A 16,153-nucleotide genomic window follows, 5' to 3' on the forward strand; every position below is an offset into this window, starting at 1 on the left:
GGGCCACGAACAGACTCCTTGCTCTTGCCGTGTCCAAGAAAAGCCGCCTCGCGGCGGCCAGATGTCGGAAATACATTTCGATCACTACGCTAGTGCGGACTGCCGCAGAGCCTAGGCTACAATCGGCCGGTGATCCGGTAGACTCGCGCCTCGCCTTCGACGCCGCGCAGCGGCGCCTCGAACTCCTCGACATGGTGGCCCGCCAGCAGCTGGCGAACAGCGGGCGCGGTGTAGAGTGCTTCAGTGAGACAGATTTCGCCGGCGTCGGCGAATGATTGCACCCGCGCGGCAATATTCACGGTCTGGCCGAAATAGTCGAGATTCTCGTTGAGGGTCACGGCGATGGAAGGTCCGCAATGTGCCCCCATTTTGAGAATGACGGCCGGCTGGCCGTGCTTGGAGTTGAACTCTCCGATGTCCCGCAGAATGTGCAGCGCTGCCTCCACGGCATCCACCGGCCGGAAAAACGCGGCCATGACGGCGTCGCCGATGGTCTTCACGATGGCACCGGCATGCCGATGGGCAATTGCGTCGAGGAGAGCGAAATGTTCGCGGACGAGAGCATAGGCATTAAGATCCCCGAGGCGCTCGTAGAGCGCGGTCGAACCCTTCAGGTCCGTGAACAGGAACGTCACCTGCCGAACGCCGAGGCCCTCCTCCTCATCCACGCGCTCTGAGCGGAAGAGCTTGCGGAACGTCTGACGCGTCAGCAGCATCCCGCCCGAGACGTAGGGATCGAATTCGAGGGTCGGCTTCTCGGGCATTTCCAAGATTTCAGGTGGCCAGTTGATCAGGAGCAGCGAACCGCGCTTAGGGCCGGTGTTGCTGATCTCGAAGACCACAGGCCCCGACGGCACGGCCGAAACGGCGGGCGTGAACCGCTGCCCGTCATAGGTGGTACGAATGATCGTCGGAGTATTCGGCATCTGCACGGCAGTGGGATCGAGCGCGACCAGGAGCGTAAAGCCCGCCTGGGTCTGGACGTTGACGCCTGAGACCGCGCCCGGCCCAATATCGGTCTGCAGCGTCGTTGTCAGACCGGACGGCAGATAAGTCATTCCGCGAACGAAACCGCGCAAGACATCGACAAATCGAGTCTGTCCGCCGGGCAGCCGTCCGCTGTTGGCGAACTTGAGCTTCCAGTGCAGATCTTCGATCGAGAGATTGTCGACGTCATACAAGGCGAGGCGCCGAATTTGCGGCGAGACGGAGAAGGACACTTCGATGAAGTCGTCGAGTTCGGTCTGACCCTCGATATCGCAAAGCCCGCAGACGAAATGGCTCCGGAGCGCATGGAGCCTCCCGAAGCTTTCCAGCACCAGACCCGAGTGGGGGCAGAGAATGTCCCAATGCATGTCGACCAGCCCGGCGCGAGCGGCATGGAGAAACAGATCGATCGACTCCGGCTCAGCCACACTGCGATCACGGGCGAACGCCAGCGGATTGGCACGGTACAGGCTGACCTCGTCACCACTGCGGATCAGCGTTTCGAACTTGGAGATTACGCGCGGGCTCCAAGTGCGGGCCTGCTCGATCTGCGTCATCTTGCTTTCGAGAAGACGCTCGTCAATGGATGTCATCGATCAGCTCCTGACGATGGCAATCTATCAGCTTCGCCCGGTCCTCGCGAGCCATCCGATGCCGCACGGCCTATTGTACTGCAAGGATTTTCAATCCGCCCATGTCGCTTATGGGTCAAAGGCAGCCGGCAGCTTGCATGATCGGGTCGGCTCATCTCCCGGAAGCGGCCCTCGCGGCGCTCTAACTGAGGTCGGTCACAGGCCATGTGTGGAAGTCGTTCGTACACTGGCTACTCGCAAGCCGAGCGAGACGGATCGCTCGGCTACAATTTTAATTATGGCAGCCCAGGAAGTCGTTCCTGATCAGATCAATCTCACGCTGCTTTCACCAGCACGTCAGTCAACCAATCCGGCTCGGCGATCATAACGGAGTGGCCAGACGTCGCGTTTTCGAGGACGGTCCAAGAATTATCGGACTTGCACTCCCCTGCCGCTTTGTCCAAGGCCGCTAACTGGAATTTGGGTAAGCGGATGTAGGTTTTCTTCGCGACCTTTTCGCGTGCGCCGGAGAGCTTCACAGGTTGCAGCCATGTGCCAATCGGTTGAGGAGTTACCTTCGATAGAACCCAAGCAACGTCTTTGGGGTCGCTAAAGGCCGTCGGGGGGAGCGCTTTGGGAGCCGGACGGCTGATTGCACCCTCCTCTATCGGGAAGGAGACCAAGTCTCGGAATGACTCCCCGTCGGCAGGCTTTATTGCATCAACCCAGACGATAGATGACACACGGTTTCCGACGCGCTCAAGCGCGCCCGATGCGGGACATCCGGCATACGAATGGGCAACGAGGCAAATGTCTGTGAGGTCTTCCCATTCGACGAGATTTGCGATGTCCGTGATGTGCGTGTCGAGATTTATGTCTCTGCTGAGGAGATGCGAGCGTTCTGCCAATCCCGTAAGCGTAAGCGCATAGACTTTGTGGCCCTGCTTTTCGAGCCTCTCGGTGACGCGATGCCAACACCAAGCTCCGTAAAAGGCTCCGCCAATAAGAACAAACGTCTTTTGCGCGGATTGAGCACGTGCGCTGCTGATGCTTGATGAAGTTACCGAGACCGCGCTTACTCCGGCCGCGACACTGCCGATCAATCTGCGGCGGGTGACGTCTGACAAGGTCATGAAATCTCTCCGTGCAAAAAAAATTGGGTACCATACGAGTGCAACAGTGTAATCGCCAAAACGGAACAAATGGAAGATGACTTCAGCGGCCTTCGAAGGAATATTTTTTTGACCGGTCACTGACTTCCGCCATGGGTCACAAGCGGCGGTCGGCGACAGCGCCAGCCGTGTCCGGTCCACCTCAAACGGCCGACCTTGCGCAGCCTCGGGTGTAGTCTTCAGCTCCGGCCGATGTTGTAGGCAATCAGGTTGAGGAGGAAGTCGGCGGTGACGCGAGTTGGGCCTCGATGTTGGGTCTTTGCTCGCCTCGTGTTAGACATCGCCTGACCGACCAGGGAGAACGGCCATGACCGCCGAGTTCGATGAAGACCGCTTCAATATGGCTATCCGTAAATTTCTGAAGCATGTCGGAGTTACATCGCAGCGTGAAATTGAGAACCTAGTGCGCAGCGGGGCGGTGAAAGATGGCAAGCTCAAACTGCGAATGACCCTGTCGGCTGAGGGGACGGCGCTGAAACATGTAGTCGAGGAAACAATCGCACTCTGACGATGTCCCGGTTGCCCCGGCATTGCGGCCCGGTTGGTGGAGCATTCAATCCTGTTGATTTCCAGCAACGACTGCTTTGGGTCATTTTCGACAGTTTTGGCACAGAGTGCGGGATGGTTGATGTCCGTTCCTGTCCAAAAGCGCCGTACCTGTGTCTGCCCATGAGCGTTGCGTTTGGCCGGATTGCCGTGATTCAAACTCACGAACTGGAGCTCGAATCATGCGCTACGAACTCGCTGACTATGAATGGACCGCCATCAAGCCGATGCTGCCGAACAAGCCGCGTGGCGTCCCCCGGGTGAATGACAGACGGGTCCTGAATGGCATCTTCTGGATCCTTCGATCAGGAGCACCCTGGCGTGATCTGCCGGCGGCGTTTGGGCCATACACCACTTGCTACAACCGGCTCGTCAGGTGGCGGCGGGCTGGCGTCTGGGGCCGCATCATAGAAGCGCTTGGCACTGCCCATGATGCCGCTACCCAGATGATCGACACCTCCATTGTCCGCGTACATCAGCATGGAGCCTGCATCGCAAGGAACCAGCGCCAATCGATGGGAAGGTCCCGCGGCGGTTTGACGAGCAAAATCCATGCGGTGGTCGACAGCAATGGTCTGCCGGTACGGTTGGCGCTGAGCCCCGGTGAGGCCAATGACGTTCGACTTGCCGGAAAACTGCTGTCTCGTCTGACATCCGGGTCAATGTTGCTTGCGGACCGTGGCTATGACGCGGACTGGATCAGGGAGCTTGCCATGAAGAAGGGCGCGCGTGGGCCAACATCCCGCCGAAGAGCAATCGCAGCGATCCGATCTGCTTCAGCCCATATCTCTACCGCGCTCGCAACCGGGTTGAGCGGTTCTTCAACCGGATCAAACAATGTCGTCGGGTGGCGACGCGGTACGACAGGCTGGCCCCCAACTACCTTGCCTTCGTTCAGCTCGCGTCGATCAGGCTATGGCTGCGTCTTTATGAGTCCGCGTCTTAGTTCTTGCCAAGGCGGTCCGATGCAACATCGCGATGTGCGGTTTCGTTCTTCCCCTTGTCGTCGATGCCGCGCGACGGGTTGGTGTCCGGCTGGGCGCTGGTACCTCGCCGAGACCGAGCTGCTGGGCGGCTGCGATGCCGATCGTCACCTTGCACGATCTGAGCGAGGTGCAGCTCCGGATGCTGCGACTTGCGCTCAAATGCTTGAGCGAGGACGCCGCCTGGGACGTGGCCGGCCCCGCGGGTCGAGCTGACCGAGCTGATGAACCGCGCGACGTCTGGATCCATGCGCAATGGGATGAGGCGAAGGTGCCTTAGCGGCCGTTGGTGGAGGCTATGCTCAAAATCGTTCAGGGCGCGGACGGAAAAGGAAGACAAGCCGACCGCCCAGCCTCTTTCCGCATCAGCCGCGCTTCTTCTGAGCGGATGGCTTAAATTCTACGACCTCGTGCTGCTCGCTGGAATCGGAGTGCCCTTGTTGTTTTACGATGACCTCAAGCTCAAGAGCTTCGAAGGCGAGTTCATCCGCCAAGCGTTGAAAGAGCGCGCGCTTTTCGGCATCCGTCGCCGACTGACTCATAAGAGCAAAGTCTCTGGCGTCCGCACGGAGCTTCTCCAATCGTCGCCTGAGGTCCTTCATCGTCTTGGCTCAGGTTCTAAACTCATCCTCGACGCAAACAGTAACGTTGCTTTCCGGGATGACAGATGATTCAACCAGGAAACAATATATTGGTTCTCCTAACTGTTAGTTAGCCGCATATTCACCGTGCGGTGCATAGCCACGGTCGCCCGTGGGGCCAACTTTGGATGGACGGGCTGGTGGTCACGGCGCGAGGCCTCGGCATTCCGACCTCGCCGTAGGTCCACCCAGCCAGGGTGCCATCAAAGGTACATCAAGGCCTGAAACCGCACAGACGCGAGTTTTGCACCGGACTAGGCTTCGACTGATTCATTGTGTCCCTAGATGCGCTGGGATCCGACGGTGTTGGCGTCCCAATGAGGTGGATGTCGGGGCCGTTTTCGCCCAGCTGCGCAAAGGTGGCTCCCTCGCGACGGGCTCCGGTTTATGCTCGCTTCCTTGTGCGTACTATCCTGCTCATTCGGGTATGGCTGCTGATCAACATTCTCTTTGTGATGGCTGTCGTGCCCGCGCGGAGGCGCTCCCCTCCGAGATGGTCGGAGGGGCCCTCCGTCTCCGGGACCGATCAATAAGACGGTCGGTCGATTGGAAGACGGTTGCGCCACCCTCATTCCAGCGCATTATTGCTTCGGTTGCGGGGAGAATTGCGCTCGCCCTCGTGCTTCCGTTTGTCCAAGCGATTAAGCGGCGCTTCGGACGGAACCATGATAGGGCCGACGTGAGTTGGAGAGGCGACGCGCAAGCCGACCAGGAACAAGGTGTCGTGTGGTTCGGCCGTTGTTCGCATTCGCCGGCATCCGACCACGATCAACGGACCACGACGTCAAAGCCCTCGGCGCATCAGGTCTACGGCACCAAGCCGCTTGTGCGTCGACCATTGGGCGGGCGCGCGCCGCGGCAGGACCGGTTCAATCGCGGGTCAAATCAGGTCACCGTGACTTGAGTTAAATGGCGCGATATTAATGATTCAATTATCCGGCTTCTGGCAGGCGAGTTGCGGCGCCAGCCATCGGGACCTGCCACGCCCCACCGGATCTCGGTTACAAGTCTGCTCGCCGCTTCGCTCGCAGCTACAAACCCCGCTTTGTGATGCCGGGAACGCGTTTGGGCGAAACGGTTGTTCGTCGCTCGACCTGCGCTTTGGCGTCCAGCACTTTATCGCCAGCTCGCGCGGCGCGCGGCCGGCTCACCTGGTCCGAAAGACTGGGGCCCTTTCCAAACGTTCCGACTGGAAGACCATTTGTCGCGTGACCACCATTGATGTTTCCTTTGGCCTGTGCTGCCGGGGCTGATGCGTTTCGGGCGGGTAAGGGGCCGATGATCATCTGGTCCTCGTTGCTTGTACCCGTTCCAACGGCCCCGATCGGCAGGCCATTTTGCGCGTGGCCAACCCCGGCATTTCTTGCGGCCTGTGCGGCCGTCCGCGACTTTGTCGGGGTGGCGGGTTCAACGTTCGGATTGTTCAATTGATTGTTGGTGCTCGGATTTGCGCCGGTGGCGGTGTCTTTCGTCCCCATTCCGGCAGGCGCTGAGGGACCAGCGCCGGCGCTACCCGCATTCGTCCCCATTCCGGCAGGCGCCGAGGGACCAGCGTTGGCGCTGCTCGCGCTTGTCCCCGTGCCCGCACCCGCCGACCCAGAATTTGCGGGCCTCCTGGCGCGAGGACCAGAAGAGCTGAGTTGGCGACGATGGCGGCGAGCACCAAAGGGGCGGCATGGGGCATTGGACGATCTCCTTTGCCAAACCGTTAACCATGATCCCCGAGCCCGGTTCCTCTGCGCCATGGCTGGTTCTGCCGCATAGTGCTGGACCGCACGCGAGCCCTCGATTGGTCGCACGCAAAACGCAAAACCGCGCGAGCTACTATTGCCGATTCAAGGTGCCATTGGCAGATTAGTCAGCAGGTCTGACGGAGGTGGCCGCTTTAATGTAACACTCGGGTTGCTTCTGCTAGCCGGACCTTCTCTCTCAGCTCCTCAAGATCCTCGAGCGCGTCGAGTAGTTGCATCAGATTGCGGGTAACATGTGCCAGATTGGGCTTTGGGCCTTTGAAGATTCGAATTTTTGGTCCCATTGCTAGACGTCTCCTCGCAACGAAAATCACTGGTCCGACTGATTGGCAAGGAGCGTGCCATCTGAGCGTCCGCGGAGAGCTCCGGTGATGGGAACGCCAGTCGCGCTCCCGCCCCAATCTAACAGGGAAGGAGAGCGCCAAAAGGCGCCGGTCGCCATCCCCCACATTGGGACGATTATCTCCCTCCCGGTTGCGAGTGAACTATGGGCAGCAAGCCGCGCGATGGCGACAGCTGCGGAGCAAGCAACAGCGCCCTCTGCCCTCCGCATCGAGGTCTCGCAGCGATCAGACGCGTTGGAAAACAGTTAATCCCTAGTCCTGCACGGCCTGGTCGGTCTGCAGCGGCGCGTGTGGCCGCCCCCTGTCTTGCGCCCGCCGAACGGTTGGCACAGGTTTGCGGATCGTGGCGGCAACTGGCCTGGGCAACGGCACCGGCGTCTTGGGGCGTAGGATCTGCTCGGAAGCGTTAGTGGTGATGCCGGCCAATCGTTCTTGGACCATTCTGAGCTGTTCGCCGGCATCCGCTCTGTCTCGCACCATTTGTGCCTGGACCGCCGTAAGCTGGTCGGAGAGCTGGCCAAGGTCGCGGACGATTTGATCTTGGCTGGCCTTGAGCTGCTCGATCGCTTGCTGCGGGTTCGTAAGGTCGCCCGACAATCCCTGGAGCGCTAGCTCCGGCGAACTGGGGCCAGCGGCTGCCTGGATCGCATCGTGCGGTGTAGTCAGCGGCCCCGGTTGCTGAAGTGCCACATAGGTTGCACTCGTCTGAGTGGTAGGCAGAGCCGAGGAGATCTCGGCTCTTTCTTGCGGCAACGACGAAGGTGAAACGGCATGCGCGGACCACCGATACATCATTGCTCTGACCGCATCGCCGTAAGATGACTGCGCAGCAAGAGCAGCTAAACAGATGCCGCTTGCCAACAGCAGACCGATCAGGCCGCGCAGTGCCGGCCTTCCGCGCGCTGAGCTCGCCCCGCGGTCAGGTGGTCGAAACCATTTCGCGGAATTCTTCGGCTGAGAAGGATGGCGCGTGCCATCCTGATCTAGCTTGGCAAGCTGTTCATTGACACGCGCCAGCTGTTCATCTGCACGTGCGATCTGATCATAGGCGTGGACGAGCCGTTCATCCGCGCGCGCAACAAGCTCGACGTCTTCCGGTGAGAGCGCGGGACTATGAATTTGTGAGCCGGGATATATCGGTCTAATCGGCGAATGCATCGGCGTTCCCCATCGCACCCGATGTCATCCGGACCGAGGCCGGGCATTAAATCGGGCAAGTCCACACTCCCCAACGCCGGTTTGACCAAAGCAAGGCCACAAGATGAAAACCGGAGGGCGGATTTTCGGCGACAGCGCACAGGCCTCTAATCCGTCGAGGATCTTCGGGAAAGACGGACGGCGGCGCATCGCCCGGCCATCCGACGGAGCTGGCCCTCGCGGTTCGCGGGCCCATTCAAAACGGTCGTAGTCCCCCCGACTGCACGCTTCTCCCCCAAGCCCGCCACCAAGGCATCTCGACCACTCTCGACGACCTGACTTTAGTGGTTACAACCCTGGCGCTGCACGCCACGAACTCCGCCGCGCGCATCGAGCAGATGCCTGCCAGCGGACTCATCTTCGTTGCGGCGAGTTCTTTTCCTTGTCGCGATCGTAAACCGCTTTGAGGCCGCGGCTTCGGCCTGTCTGACCCGCTTTCGTAACTCGATGAGCTGACGGTACTCGGCTTCCAGCGGGCGCGATAGGAGAACTGCGCGGCTGGTGCACGATAGTTCGAACTTCCATACGACGAATATCGAATCATGGAAATCGAACCCGTTTTCAGGCAACCCCCGCTAACTGATGGTTCGGGAACAAAAATGCCCGATCGACGCGACGATATTCCGTCTCGGCAAGTTGGCAACGAATGTCACTCGTTAAGCTTGATGCTACCGAGGAGGCTGGATTGCGCTCGCGCTCATGAACCGCCTACGCGGAAGCTGCCGAGCTTGCACCAAGTTCGTTCCCAATCTGGAACGTTGCTGAAGAAATCCCGGACGTTGCAGATTTACAACCCGCGCAGCCATTCGCGATACTAAGCTGTGGAGACGACCAGACATGCTTACTTCAACATGATCGCGGGGGCGAAATGTATGATGTCTATCGCAATGACAGGCGCTTCTTGCTCGTTCTAAGTTCAGGCTCTCCCGTGCCCGTGCTTTACTCTGCACATAAGTGGCGGAAGAGCAGGAAACGAGTTCTCAAGGTCAGCGACGAAATCAAGTCAGCCGTTCAGGCACAAGGCTATTACGTCCGCAGCCTGCGGATCACCAAGGAGCGAATGATCGACGTCGAGTAGGTGGCGAGCGGGTGTTCTCGTTTGCGCGTTTGATCACCAGCAACCAAGCCGCCATTATCGCGCTGTTCCGCGTCGTCAACCGCTATGTCGGCAACTTCGCACCGATGCCGGGGTGTTTCCGAACCATTCGGATCGGGCTTTTCGAAGGTGCAGGGTGCGAGATAGTCACGATTGCGGGTGGGCATGCCGCCTAGCACGGGGGGCCGCCCTTACGTCTCAAACGGAACTCCATGAACGGGCCGAGATTTTGGCTTTTTCCATTGAACCTTTAATCGAACTGTCGGACGAACCTTCAATCGGAAACCGGAGGTTTCCCATGAAGCGTCTGATCTCATCTGCAATCGTGGCCGTTGCCTTCCTCATTGTTGCAACCACTATGCTGTGGTCTTACACACCTTCGGCTGAGCGCCATGTCACCCGTACAGCCATAGGTCATTGCAAGAATTTCCACAGCCTGGCCGGGACAAAAGCGTCCGAACTATTGCCTTACTAAGCACCAGTAAAACGCGTCGAGACGATGTTGACCTGTAGCAGATGGCTGGATGCCACGCCGACATGGGAGTAGGCGAAGGCGCTGCAATGACCCGTTGCCGGATGATGTGCTCAAGATCGTTATGCGCGGGACCGAGAAAGAAGCTAATCGGGCGGCTTGAACCGCGAACTGCTTTGGCAGCTTAGCTCGCCGCCGCGCCATCCAACCGCGCCAGCCCAGCCTCGATCACGGCGATATCCTCCTCGATCTGCTGGACGGTCGTCCGGAAATCAAAACCTGTACGTGCCTTTAGGTCCACGGCCAGTTTCCGGCGCTGCGTGCGGAGATCATCCAGAGCCCTCCGATTGTTCAAGCGAACGTAACCGTCCACAATCAGCTCGATTGCGTTTGGCATCCCACCCCCTGTCGTGATCGACCGGCGCCGAACCGCTTACCCAGCAACACGCTTCAAAACTTCAAAACGGCATCTCTTCGCAAATTGTGTGCAGCAGCCGTCAAATGAGACCCTATGATCAGACCCAAGTCGACCTAACGCCAGGAGAGCAAGGGGGCTGCACATTCAATGGAAGACCGGCTCCCAATATCGCAATTGCGCGTTGTTCATCCCTTTGGAGATCGGCACATGAGATGCCGTCCATGACGGGTCTCCGTCGCAAAAGAACTATTTAAAATCCAAACGCGCGACCGATCTGCCGCAGCATAGCCATGGCCGCGTCGGTGTACCGACCGTGGGTTAGGTATTGATCCACTTGCGCTGTACTGATCAGCGCAACAACGAAGACCGTGAAGCCCTTAAGCATTGGGGCGTCTCCTGAAAGAGACCGCCAACCGGGCGTGTCGAAGTAATAGACTGCTCTCAGAATGCGCTGCCGCATAATGCGACTGTATGTAAATGGTGACAGTGACCGGTAACCAATCCCTTAACCGGCGTTAGGTGCGCCGCCCCATGGACGAGGCGAAGGCGCTGCAAGAGCCGTTGCTCATGTGCTCAAGGTCGTGATGCGAGAGGTAGGAAAGGAAGATAAAGCCGCTGCACAGAGGCGCGCGGTTCCTCGATAGCGCAAACAAAACCGTCGCCCAGAAGAAGCGGCGAGTGTTAGTCCCCACATAAGGGAAGTCACTTCTTCATGGCGTCTGCTGCATCCCGCGCGGCATCCTTAACGTCACCGGCGGCGTTGTGCACGGCGCCCTTGGCCTTGTCGGCCCTACCTTGTCTTTGGAGGTCCTTGTCGCCACTCAGCTTGCCAGCACCTTCCTTAATCGTGCCCTTGGCCTTATCGGCGACGCCTTTCACGTGCTCGCGATCCATAACGCGCTCCTTCAATCTTTAGGTCTTTCGATGACGCACAACGCGCGAGCAAGTTCAGCGTTCCGAGTAGCCCTGTTCACCTTGGAATTTCGCATCAGGCACCCGTGTGCGCTCCAAATCTAAATTCGACCTGGTGCTGACCTGTGTTTGCACCAGAACTCGTGGAACCTCGAAATCTCGGGTGAGTTACAGAACCGGAGAAGCGGTAATCTAACCATGCGCCCAGTAGCACGGTGGATTTCTGTTTATCCGTTCGTCCTCTATTGGGCAGTACTTCAACAGAGAGGTGACAATGAAAGCATCCCTTCTTGCTGGCGCGCTCATCGTCGGATGGGCTGCTCCAGCACTTGCTGACGAGTTCTACGTCGTGCAAGGACCTAGCCACAACTGTACGATTACCACCACGCGCCCGGCGGACAAGGAAGTCGTGACGCAGATCGGTCCGATGGCCTTTAAGAGCCGCGTCGAAGCTGAAGACCGCATCAAGCAGACCAAAGTCTGCGACGAAGGCACCGTTGGTAGCAGCACCAGCAGCACGACCGTTATCAAAGAGAAGCAATGAATTCCTGATCGAATTCTGGCGAACTTCGAGAAAGATCGCGCCCGGTGGGCGCGACCTTTTTGTTTGCAGATGCCGCGCTATTTCAGATCGTGTATTCGCCTCCCGCAGAGGGCTCGACAAATTGGTTGGCGGTTGCCTCTACATCACATCCATGCGGCATTTGGATGACTAACCGGCCCGCTGTGCGAAGACACGTCCGCTAGTGCGGCTTACTCGACCCTGCTGCTTATGGAAGCGTTGCAATCGACTGTAAACCGCAAGGCGAGTGCGGCCTAGCCACTGGCCGATCCCGCGTGCAGTCATGCCACTGTCGAATAGCGCAAGAAGTTGCGCTTCTTCCTCGGGGGACCACGAACGGATTTTCCGGTCTATTGTTTGACATCGCCCATCCATGCCAGCGAAACAACCGCGAATTCCATTGTAGGGCAGAGCTAACTGACTCTTCTCCGCCTAAAGATCATCCTCGAACGAGACCCCGATAAGATTTCCACTCGACCAGACTAGGCGGCAACTTCGGATGATGCGATCTGTCTCGAGCATTAGTTTGAATGTGGAGGCCACGTGCCGCTTCGACGGAAGCTCAACTGATGCCCCTTCTTCCGACATGTTGACCACGCGGCAGCGTAAGCTGGCGCCGTCGCCTGAAATGTAGGCGACCTCGTCCACATCGATGCGCTCCAGCTTTCGACGTTCTATCATTTCATTATAGCCGCAACGAGATCATCTGCGCCCGATGTGCACCTTGTCTCTAGCAGCTTAAATTGTCGCGCGATCTGTGTTGCTAGGTCTGATCGTTCCTTACCGAGAGCTTTTCTTTGCTCAAGCATGTCGTGTCCGTCACGCTCGAGCACCTGGATCAAGATGGTTTGACTTTCGATATAAAGCTGCTTGGTTGCGATTGCTCGAGCGATAGCCGCTAGTTCATCATTGCAATCCGAAGTCATTAGCAATCTCGTGGCTGGCCTGTCGGCGAGTAAAGCTCCATCCTACCTGGCCTTACCTGCGAAAACGTTACACTTGATCCGGTGGAGTCCCAGCAGCCCGACGCCTCCTTTGCCAACGGATTAGTCTGAAGGCGCACACGCGACACATTCTACCGTTTGTGCGGCGCCAAAGGGATTTGCCGCCTTACGTTGTCCGTACTCTTACGGACGTTGCGCATCCGAAAGCTTTGACGTCTACTTCTGATTGTTTTTATGACGATCTTGTTTCCCGACGAGAGGGCCCATGAGCGTTAAAGCCATGATGGCGATGATCCTCCAGAACCAACTGGCCTTGCGAGGCGTGCATTCGCTGACGGCGTCTGACTACGACCAGATCGTAGAACTTCTGATTGAGCAGCTCAGAGAGCTGGAGCTGAGCTTGGCTGTGCGAGAGATTGCCGACAAGCCCCGGGAATAGCAGCAGCACCCGATTTTTTAAGGGAGGACGAAGACGAATGCGGGGATTATTGTTCAGACACCGGTGCCCAAAGCCGACAACCGCTACTGGCTGATCCGATAGAGAAGTGGCGGATACCCGGCCAATCGGGTCCAGAGCCACGCGTTGGTGCGGCCTTCAGTCAGATTTCGTCCGTGCAGCAATCTCTTTGACCTTTGTCAACGTTCGTTCGAATTCGGATTTGAGATATTGCTCGTGCGCCAGGTCTGTTGGCTTCAGCAGAAATGCGACTTTCACGAAAAAGCGGTTCAACAGCGAAGTAATTAAAAGATTGTCCGAGTGTTTCGACCGGAGCGCCGTAAGTCGACGACGCATCTCGATGAGATCAAGCGTTTCGTGGTCCGGCTGCTCTCTCAAGTGAAGCTCGCGCGACTGTCCAGCGTCGAAGTCGCTGCACCGAATATAATGGTGCGGCGACTTCGCTGGGGTGGAGCGGACAAGGACAATGTCCCTGTGCGCAAACCTAGTCCTCTAGCGCGCGGCAGCAATCACGGTCTGGAATTAAGCTTGATGTTCGTGTTGCAAGTTAATTCTGGAACTGAGCGTAGGGCGAACAATAGGAGGTATTGAATTTCGGATGCACTGCCCGGGCTGTTCCATGTTGAGCGCAACGTGGACACTCCCCATCTGCTGCTTTGCCGAGCTGTCTTGCGAATTCTTGTCTGAGGTCTTGCGTCTCCCAATGTGCACCATCGCTCCTGACGATCTTCTTGGCGCGCTCGAAGGCGTGGCTTTCGGCTGCATCGTCGCCGACGCGGACATCCTAAAGACGTTGGCCGTCTTCCGGCTCGGCCCCGGGGCGATCATCGGCGGCTCGTACGTGACGCCTTCGTCTCTCGTCAGAGAGGCAAGCCGGTCCAATTGATTAGCTAATCCGGTGAGGGTCCTTGCGACGCTCTTCAACCAAATTGCTCGTTCGGTGGAAATAGCGGATGATTTAGCAAGGGCCTTGTATTCAATCGCGAGTTCTTGACGTCGGGCGGCAACATACAACCAACGGCCGGTCTGTCCGGTAGCGGACACACCCACCTGACCTGAGGCCGGCTCGCGGCCTTTAAATAATAAAAGGAACTTAATTTGTTTAATTGCTTTAAATTTCGTTCGGCTTAATATCCGCACGCCACCAACCGGAGCTCAGCATGCCAAGCGCCACAGAAGACGAGGATCGCCGCGAGTTCTTAAAGACCTGCGGTAGGTTTGCCGTCGTGACGCCTCCAGCGATGACGCTCCTGCTATCAACATCGCTGACGTCTAACGCCATTGCGCGGTCTGGCGGGGGCAGCTCGCATGAGCATCACCACCATCACCACCATCATGACGATTAAGGCAGTGGCATTTCGATAGGCGGTGCCTTGGGCAACGCCGTAGGCGATCATGCCGGCCTTACGCCGTCGCCGGCATGGAGTGGGCGGCCCTGGGGCGCTCCTGAAGCCCCCCCTGCGCTCCAGGGCGCTTTCCCCTCACAGGCACATGACCCTAGCCGGGCGAACATCACCGGCGCGCCTCGCTCCGCGACCAGCAGCAGCACTTTCATTCTGGCCGATCGCCGACCAGCAGCCCACCTCGCTTGTTGGGCGCGAATCTGCGAACTGTATAGGCAGGCATAGGCGTGCAACAGGCTGGGGGCCGCTGGCGCGAGGGAACAGTCACGCTACCCACTGGTGAGAAGGTGGACGCCGGAAGATCATCAGCGGCTGATCGCTCTGGCCGCCGCAGGAAATCGACCCGACGATATCGCTCGCGCGCTGGGATAGGAGAACTGCGCGGCTGGTGCACGATAGTTCGAATTTCCATAAGACGAACATCGAATCATGGAAATCGAACCCGTTTTCAGGCAACTCCCGCTAACTGGTGGTTCGGGAACAAAAATGCCCGATCGACGCGACGATATTCCGTCTCGGCAAGTTGGCAACGAATGTCACTCGTTACGCTTGATGCTACCGAGATGCGTTAAACCTGAAACTGCTGACCAGAAATGGATCTGCACGTGAGGCCGGCTAGCTATACGAACACGCGAGATCGAAAAGCTCCGAATACTGACGATGCCAAACCACGAACATAATACCGCAAATGTTCGTTGCGAGTTGCGGCCTTCTGTTCGAGCTGTGGAGAATAGTGAAAACCAGAAGAATTAAGAGCGCAGCTCGCATTTAATCCGACGCAGTGAGTCGGAGTCCCTGAAGTGCCGGACATTTGGTTTCCACTTCTCGCGACCGCCATCGTCGGCACACTCCTTTTCCTGGCGTTCCGACGATAGCCCGCCGTGTGGCAATGAATCCTCAGCGGCCGCTGAAATTGCGGTTCCCTACGTGATGCCTTTGACTGTGCATAAACAGGAAGGTTCACTTCCAAGACAGGAGGTGGACGTGAGTACCTGGTTGCTCATTTTTCTAGTTATTTTGAGCGTGGGCATTTTAATCGCCCACGCTATCGACGCGATGCGCTCCTGAATCGCCGGACGTCACTTGCCATTTAATTGGATTTTCGTGAAGAAGACCAAAATCGCGCACTTGTCTATTCCTAAGCGCTGCTCCGGCTCGAAATAGAGCGGCTGAGGGCTGAGTCTTCCCGCATCGCTCGTCAGGGCGAGGCAGACTGGTGGGTCGAGCAGCAAGACAAAGGAATGCATGTTGTTTTTGCACTAACGAGGCGAAGGCTGCCTTCCCGCAGCTATGCAAGTCGCAAAGCGTTCATTGTTCAGACGCCTAGCGGCCAAGTTTGCTCTCTCAAGAGAGAAGAAACCCCGTGGATCACCAGCCGGAGAGCGAGACCGACATCCGGCTCGCGCCTTACGCAATCGAAGTACTGCTACCAGAAAGAGGGAGAACCACCGCATGAAAGCCGCGCAGATCGGCCGGTATTCGCAATGCTCAGCAGATGCCCTGAAACTAACCTCCTGCGAAACGATCAACCGCCCGATGGCAAAGAGCCGCGCGAGCCGATATCCCGCGCCGGAGACAGCCCCGTGTTGAGATCCACGCTCCTCCGCTTCCCCGCGCCAGCGTTTCGCGGCGCTCGCTTCCAGCTGTCGAACCGCGGGACCTTTCGAGATTAGGTAGCCAAGGCCAAGCAGAGATA

Annotated in this window: 18 protein-coding genes and 1 pseudogene; 8 read left to right on the forward strand and 11 right to left on the reverse strand. The window is 58.1% G+C overall.

The features are described 5' to 3' along the window. Positions 1–116: 116 nt before the first annotated feature. Both ABIB91_RS38475 and ABIB91_RS38480 read right to left on the reverse strand, forming a co-directional pair. On the reverse strand, positions 117–1,580 hold the full coding sequence (locus ABIB91_RS38475) for an adenylate/guanylate cyclase domain-containing protein (protein WP_354172215.1): 1,464 nt from the start codon (positions 1,578–1,580) through the stop codon (positions 117–119). 314 nt (positions 1,581–1,894) lie between these two features. Next, on the reverse strand, positions 1,895–2,812 hold the full coding sequence (locus tag ABIB91_RS38480) for an alpha/beta fold hydrolase (RefSeq protein WP_354172213.1): 918 nt from the start codon (positions 2,810–2,812) through the stop codon (positions 1,895–1,897). A 226-nt stretch (positions 2,813–3,038) separates the two neighbouring features. On the opposite strand from ABIB91_RS38480, the gene ABIB91_RS38485 reads away from it, so the two are divergent. The 3 genes from ABIB91_RS38485 (at position 3,039) to ABIB91_RS38495 (ending at position 4,540) form a co-directional block, all read left to right on the forward strand. Continuing rightward, on the forward strand, positions 3,039–3,239 hold the full coding sequence (locus ABIB91_RS38485; protein WP_354172211.1) for a DUF6494 family protein: 201 nt from the start codon (positions 3,039–3,041) through the stop codon (positions 3,237–3,239). A gap of 220 nt (positions 3,240–3,459) precedes the next feature. Then, a protein-coding gene (locus ABIB91_RS38490; protein ID WP_354172209.1) for an IS5 family transposase occupies positions 3,460–4,223 on the forward strand; the annotation gives its coding sequence in 2 pieces (ribosomal slippage) (positions 3,460–4,002 and positions 4,005–4,223; 762 coding nt in all). A gap of 134 nt (positions 4,224–4,357) precedes the next feature. Continuing rightward, positions 4,358–4,540, forward strand: coding sequence for a hypothetical protein (locus tag ABIB91_RS38495; RefSeq protein ID WP_198288338.1), 183 nt, complete (start codon positions 4,358–4,360; stop codon positions 4,538–4,540). Between the two features lie 85 nt (positions 4,541–4,625). Here ABIB91_RS38495 and ABIB91_RS38500 read toward each other — a convergent pair whose 3' ends face one another. From ABIB91_RS38500 to ABIB91_RS38510, 3 genes are all read right to left on the reverse strand, one after another. Beyond that, positions 4,626–4,862: a hypothetical protein gene (locus tag ABIB91_RS38500; protein ID WP_219684622.1), complete on the reverse strand. Its 237-nt coding sequence runs from the start codon at positions 4,860–4,862 to the stop codon at positions 4,626–4,628. 1,070 nt (positions 4,863–5,932) lie between these two features. Next, positions 5,933–6,379 (reverse strand): hypothetical protein, encoded by a 447-nt coding sequence (locus tag ABIB91_RS38505; RefSeq protein WP_354172206.1) that lies wholly within the window; start codon positions 6,377–6,379, stop codon positions 5,933–5,935. Positions 6,380–7,248: 869 nt separating this feature from the next. After that, entirely contained in the window at positions 7,249–8,154 is a 906-nt protein-coding gene (locus ABIB91_RS38510) for a hypothetical protein (RefSeq protein WP_219684620.1), read from the reverse strand. A 907-nt stretch (positions 8,155–9,061) separates the two neighbouring features. Here ABIB91_RS38510 and ABIB91_RS38515 point away from each other — a divergent pair. The 3 genes and pseudogenes from ABIB91_RS38515 (at position 9,062) to ABIB91_RS38525 (ending at position 9,764) form a co-directional block, all read left to right on the forward strand. Beyond that, entirely contained in the window at positions 9,062–9,271 is a 210-nt protein-coding gene (locus ABIB91_RS38515) for a hypothetical protein (protein WP_007595423.1), read from the forward strand. Between the two features lie 29 nt (positions 9,272–9,300). Then, a pseudogene (locus ABIB91_RS38520) lies at positions 9,301–9,390 on the forward strand (SOS response-associated peptidase); the annotation flags it as partial. A gap of 197 nt (positions 9,391–9,587) precedes the next feature. Next, entirely contained in the window at positions 9,588–9,764 is a 177-nt protein-coding gene (locus ABIB91_RS38525) for a hypothetical protein (RefSeq protein ID WP_007595429.1), read from the forward strand. A gap of 181 nt (positions 9,765–9,945) precedes the next feature. On the opposite strand, the gene ABIB91_RS38530 is transcribed toward ABIB91_RS38525, so the two are convergent. From ABIB91_RS38530 to ABIB91_RS38540, 3 genes are all read right to left on the reverse strand, one after another. Next, positions 9,946–10,158 carry a hypothetical protein gene (locus tag ABIB91_RS38530; protein ID WP_007595430.1) on the reverse strand — a complete coding sequence of 71 codons (213 nt, stop codon included), beginning with the start codon at positions 10,156–10,158 and terminating at the stop codon, positions 9,946–9,948. A 271-nt stretch (positions 10,159–10,429) separates the two neighbouring features. Next, complete coding sequence (locus tag ABIB91_RS38535; protein ID WP_007595432.1) at positions 10,430–10,564, reverse strand: hypothetical protein; 135 nt, start codon at positions 10,562–10,564, stop codon at positions 10,430–10,432. Positions 10,565–10,881: 317 nt separating this feature from the next. After that, positions 10,882–11,073 carry a CsbD family protein gene (locus ABIB91_RS38540; protein WP_007595434.1) on the reverse strand — a complete coding sequence of 64 codons (192 nt, stop codon included), beginning with the start codon at positions 11,071–11,073 and terminating at the stop codon, positions 10,882–10,884. Positions 11,074–11,365: 292 nt separating this feature from the next. Between ABIB91_RS38540 and ABIB91_RS38545 the strand changes: the two genes are divergently transcribed. Further along, positions 11,366–11,635 (forward strand): hypothetical protein, encoded by a 270-nt coding sequence (locus tag ABIB91_RS38545; RefSeq protein WP_007595436.1) that lies wholly within the window; start codon positions 11,366–11,368, stop codon positions 11,633–11,635. Positions 11,636–12,085: 450 nt separating this feature from the next. On the opposite strand, the gene ABIB91_RS38550 is transcribed toward ABIB91_RS38545, so the two are convergent. Continuing rightward, positions 12,086–12,334, reverse strand: a complete 249-nt coding sequence (locus ABIB91_RS38550; RefSeq protein ID WP_007595438.1) for a PilZ domain-containing protein — start codon at positions 12,332–12,334, stop codon at positions 12,086–12,088. 528 nt (positions 12,335–12,862) lie between these two features. Between ABIB91_RS38550 and ABIB91_RS38555 the strand changes: the two genes are divergently transcribed. Continuing rightward, positions 12,863–13,036, forward strand: coding sequence for a hypothetical protein (locus ABIB91_RS38555; RefSeq protein ID WP_219684619.1), 174 nt, complete (start codon positions 12,863–12,865; stop codon positions 13,034–13,036). 156 nt (positions 13,037–13,192) lie between these two features. Here ABIB91_RS38555 and ABIB91_RS38560 read toward each other — a convergent pair whose 3' ends face one another. Together ABIB91_RS38560 and ABIB91_RS38570 are read right to left on the reverse strand one after the other, a co-directional pair. After that, a complete protein-coding gene (locus ABIB91_RS38560; protein ID WP_035993372.1) occupies positions 13,193–13,432 on the reverse strand; it encodes a hypothetical protein in 240 nt (79 codons plus the stop codon). A gap of 2,104 nt (positions 13,433–15,536) precedes the next feature. Beyond that, positions 15,537–15,704 carry a hypothetical protein gene (locus ABIB91_RS38570; RefSeq protein ID WP_354172201.1) on the reverse strand — a complete coding sequence of 56 codons (168 nt, stop codon included), beginning with the start codon at positions 15,702–15,704 and terminating at the stop codon, positions 15,537–15,539. Positions 15,705–16,153: the final 449 nt, after the last annotated feature.

Origin of the sequence: Bradyrhizobium sp. JR4.3 (assembly GCF_040547695.1) — a bacterium.
Classification (GTDB): Bacteria; Pseudomonadota; Alphaproteobacteria; order Rhizobiales; family Xanthobacteraceae; genus Bradyrhizobium; species Bradyrhizobium canariense.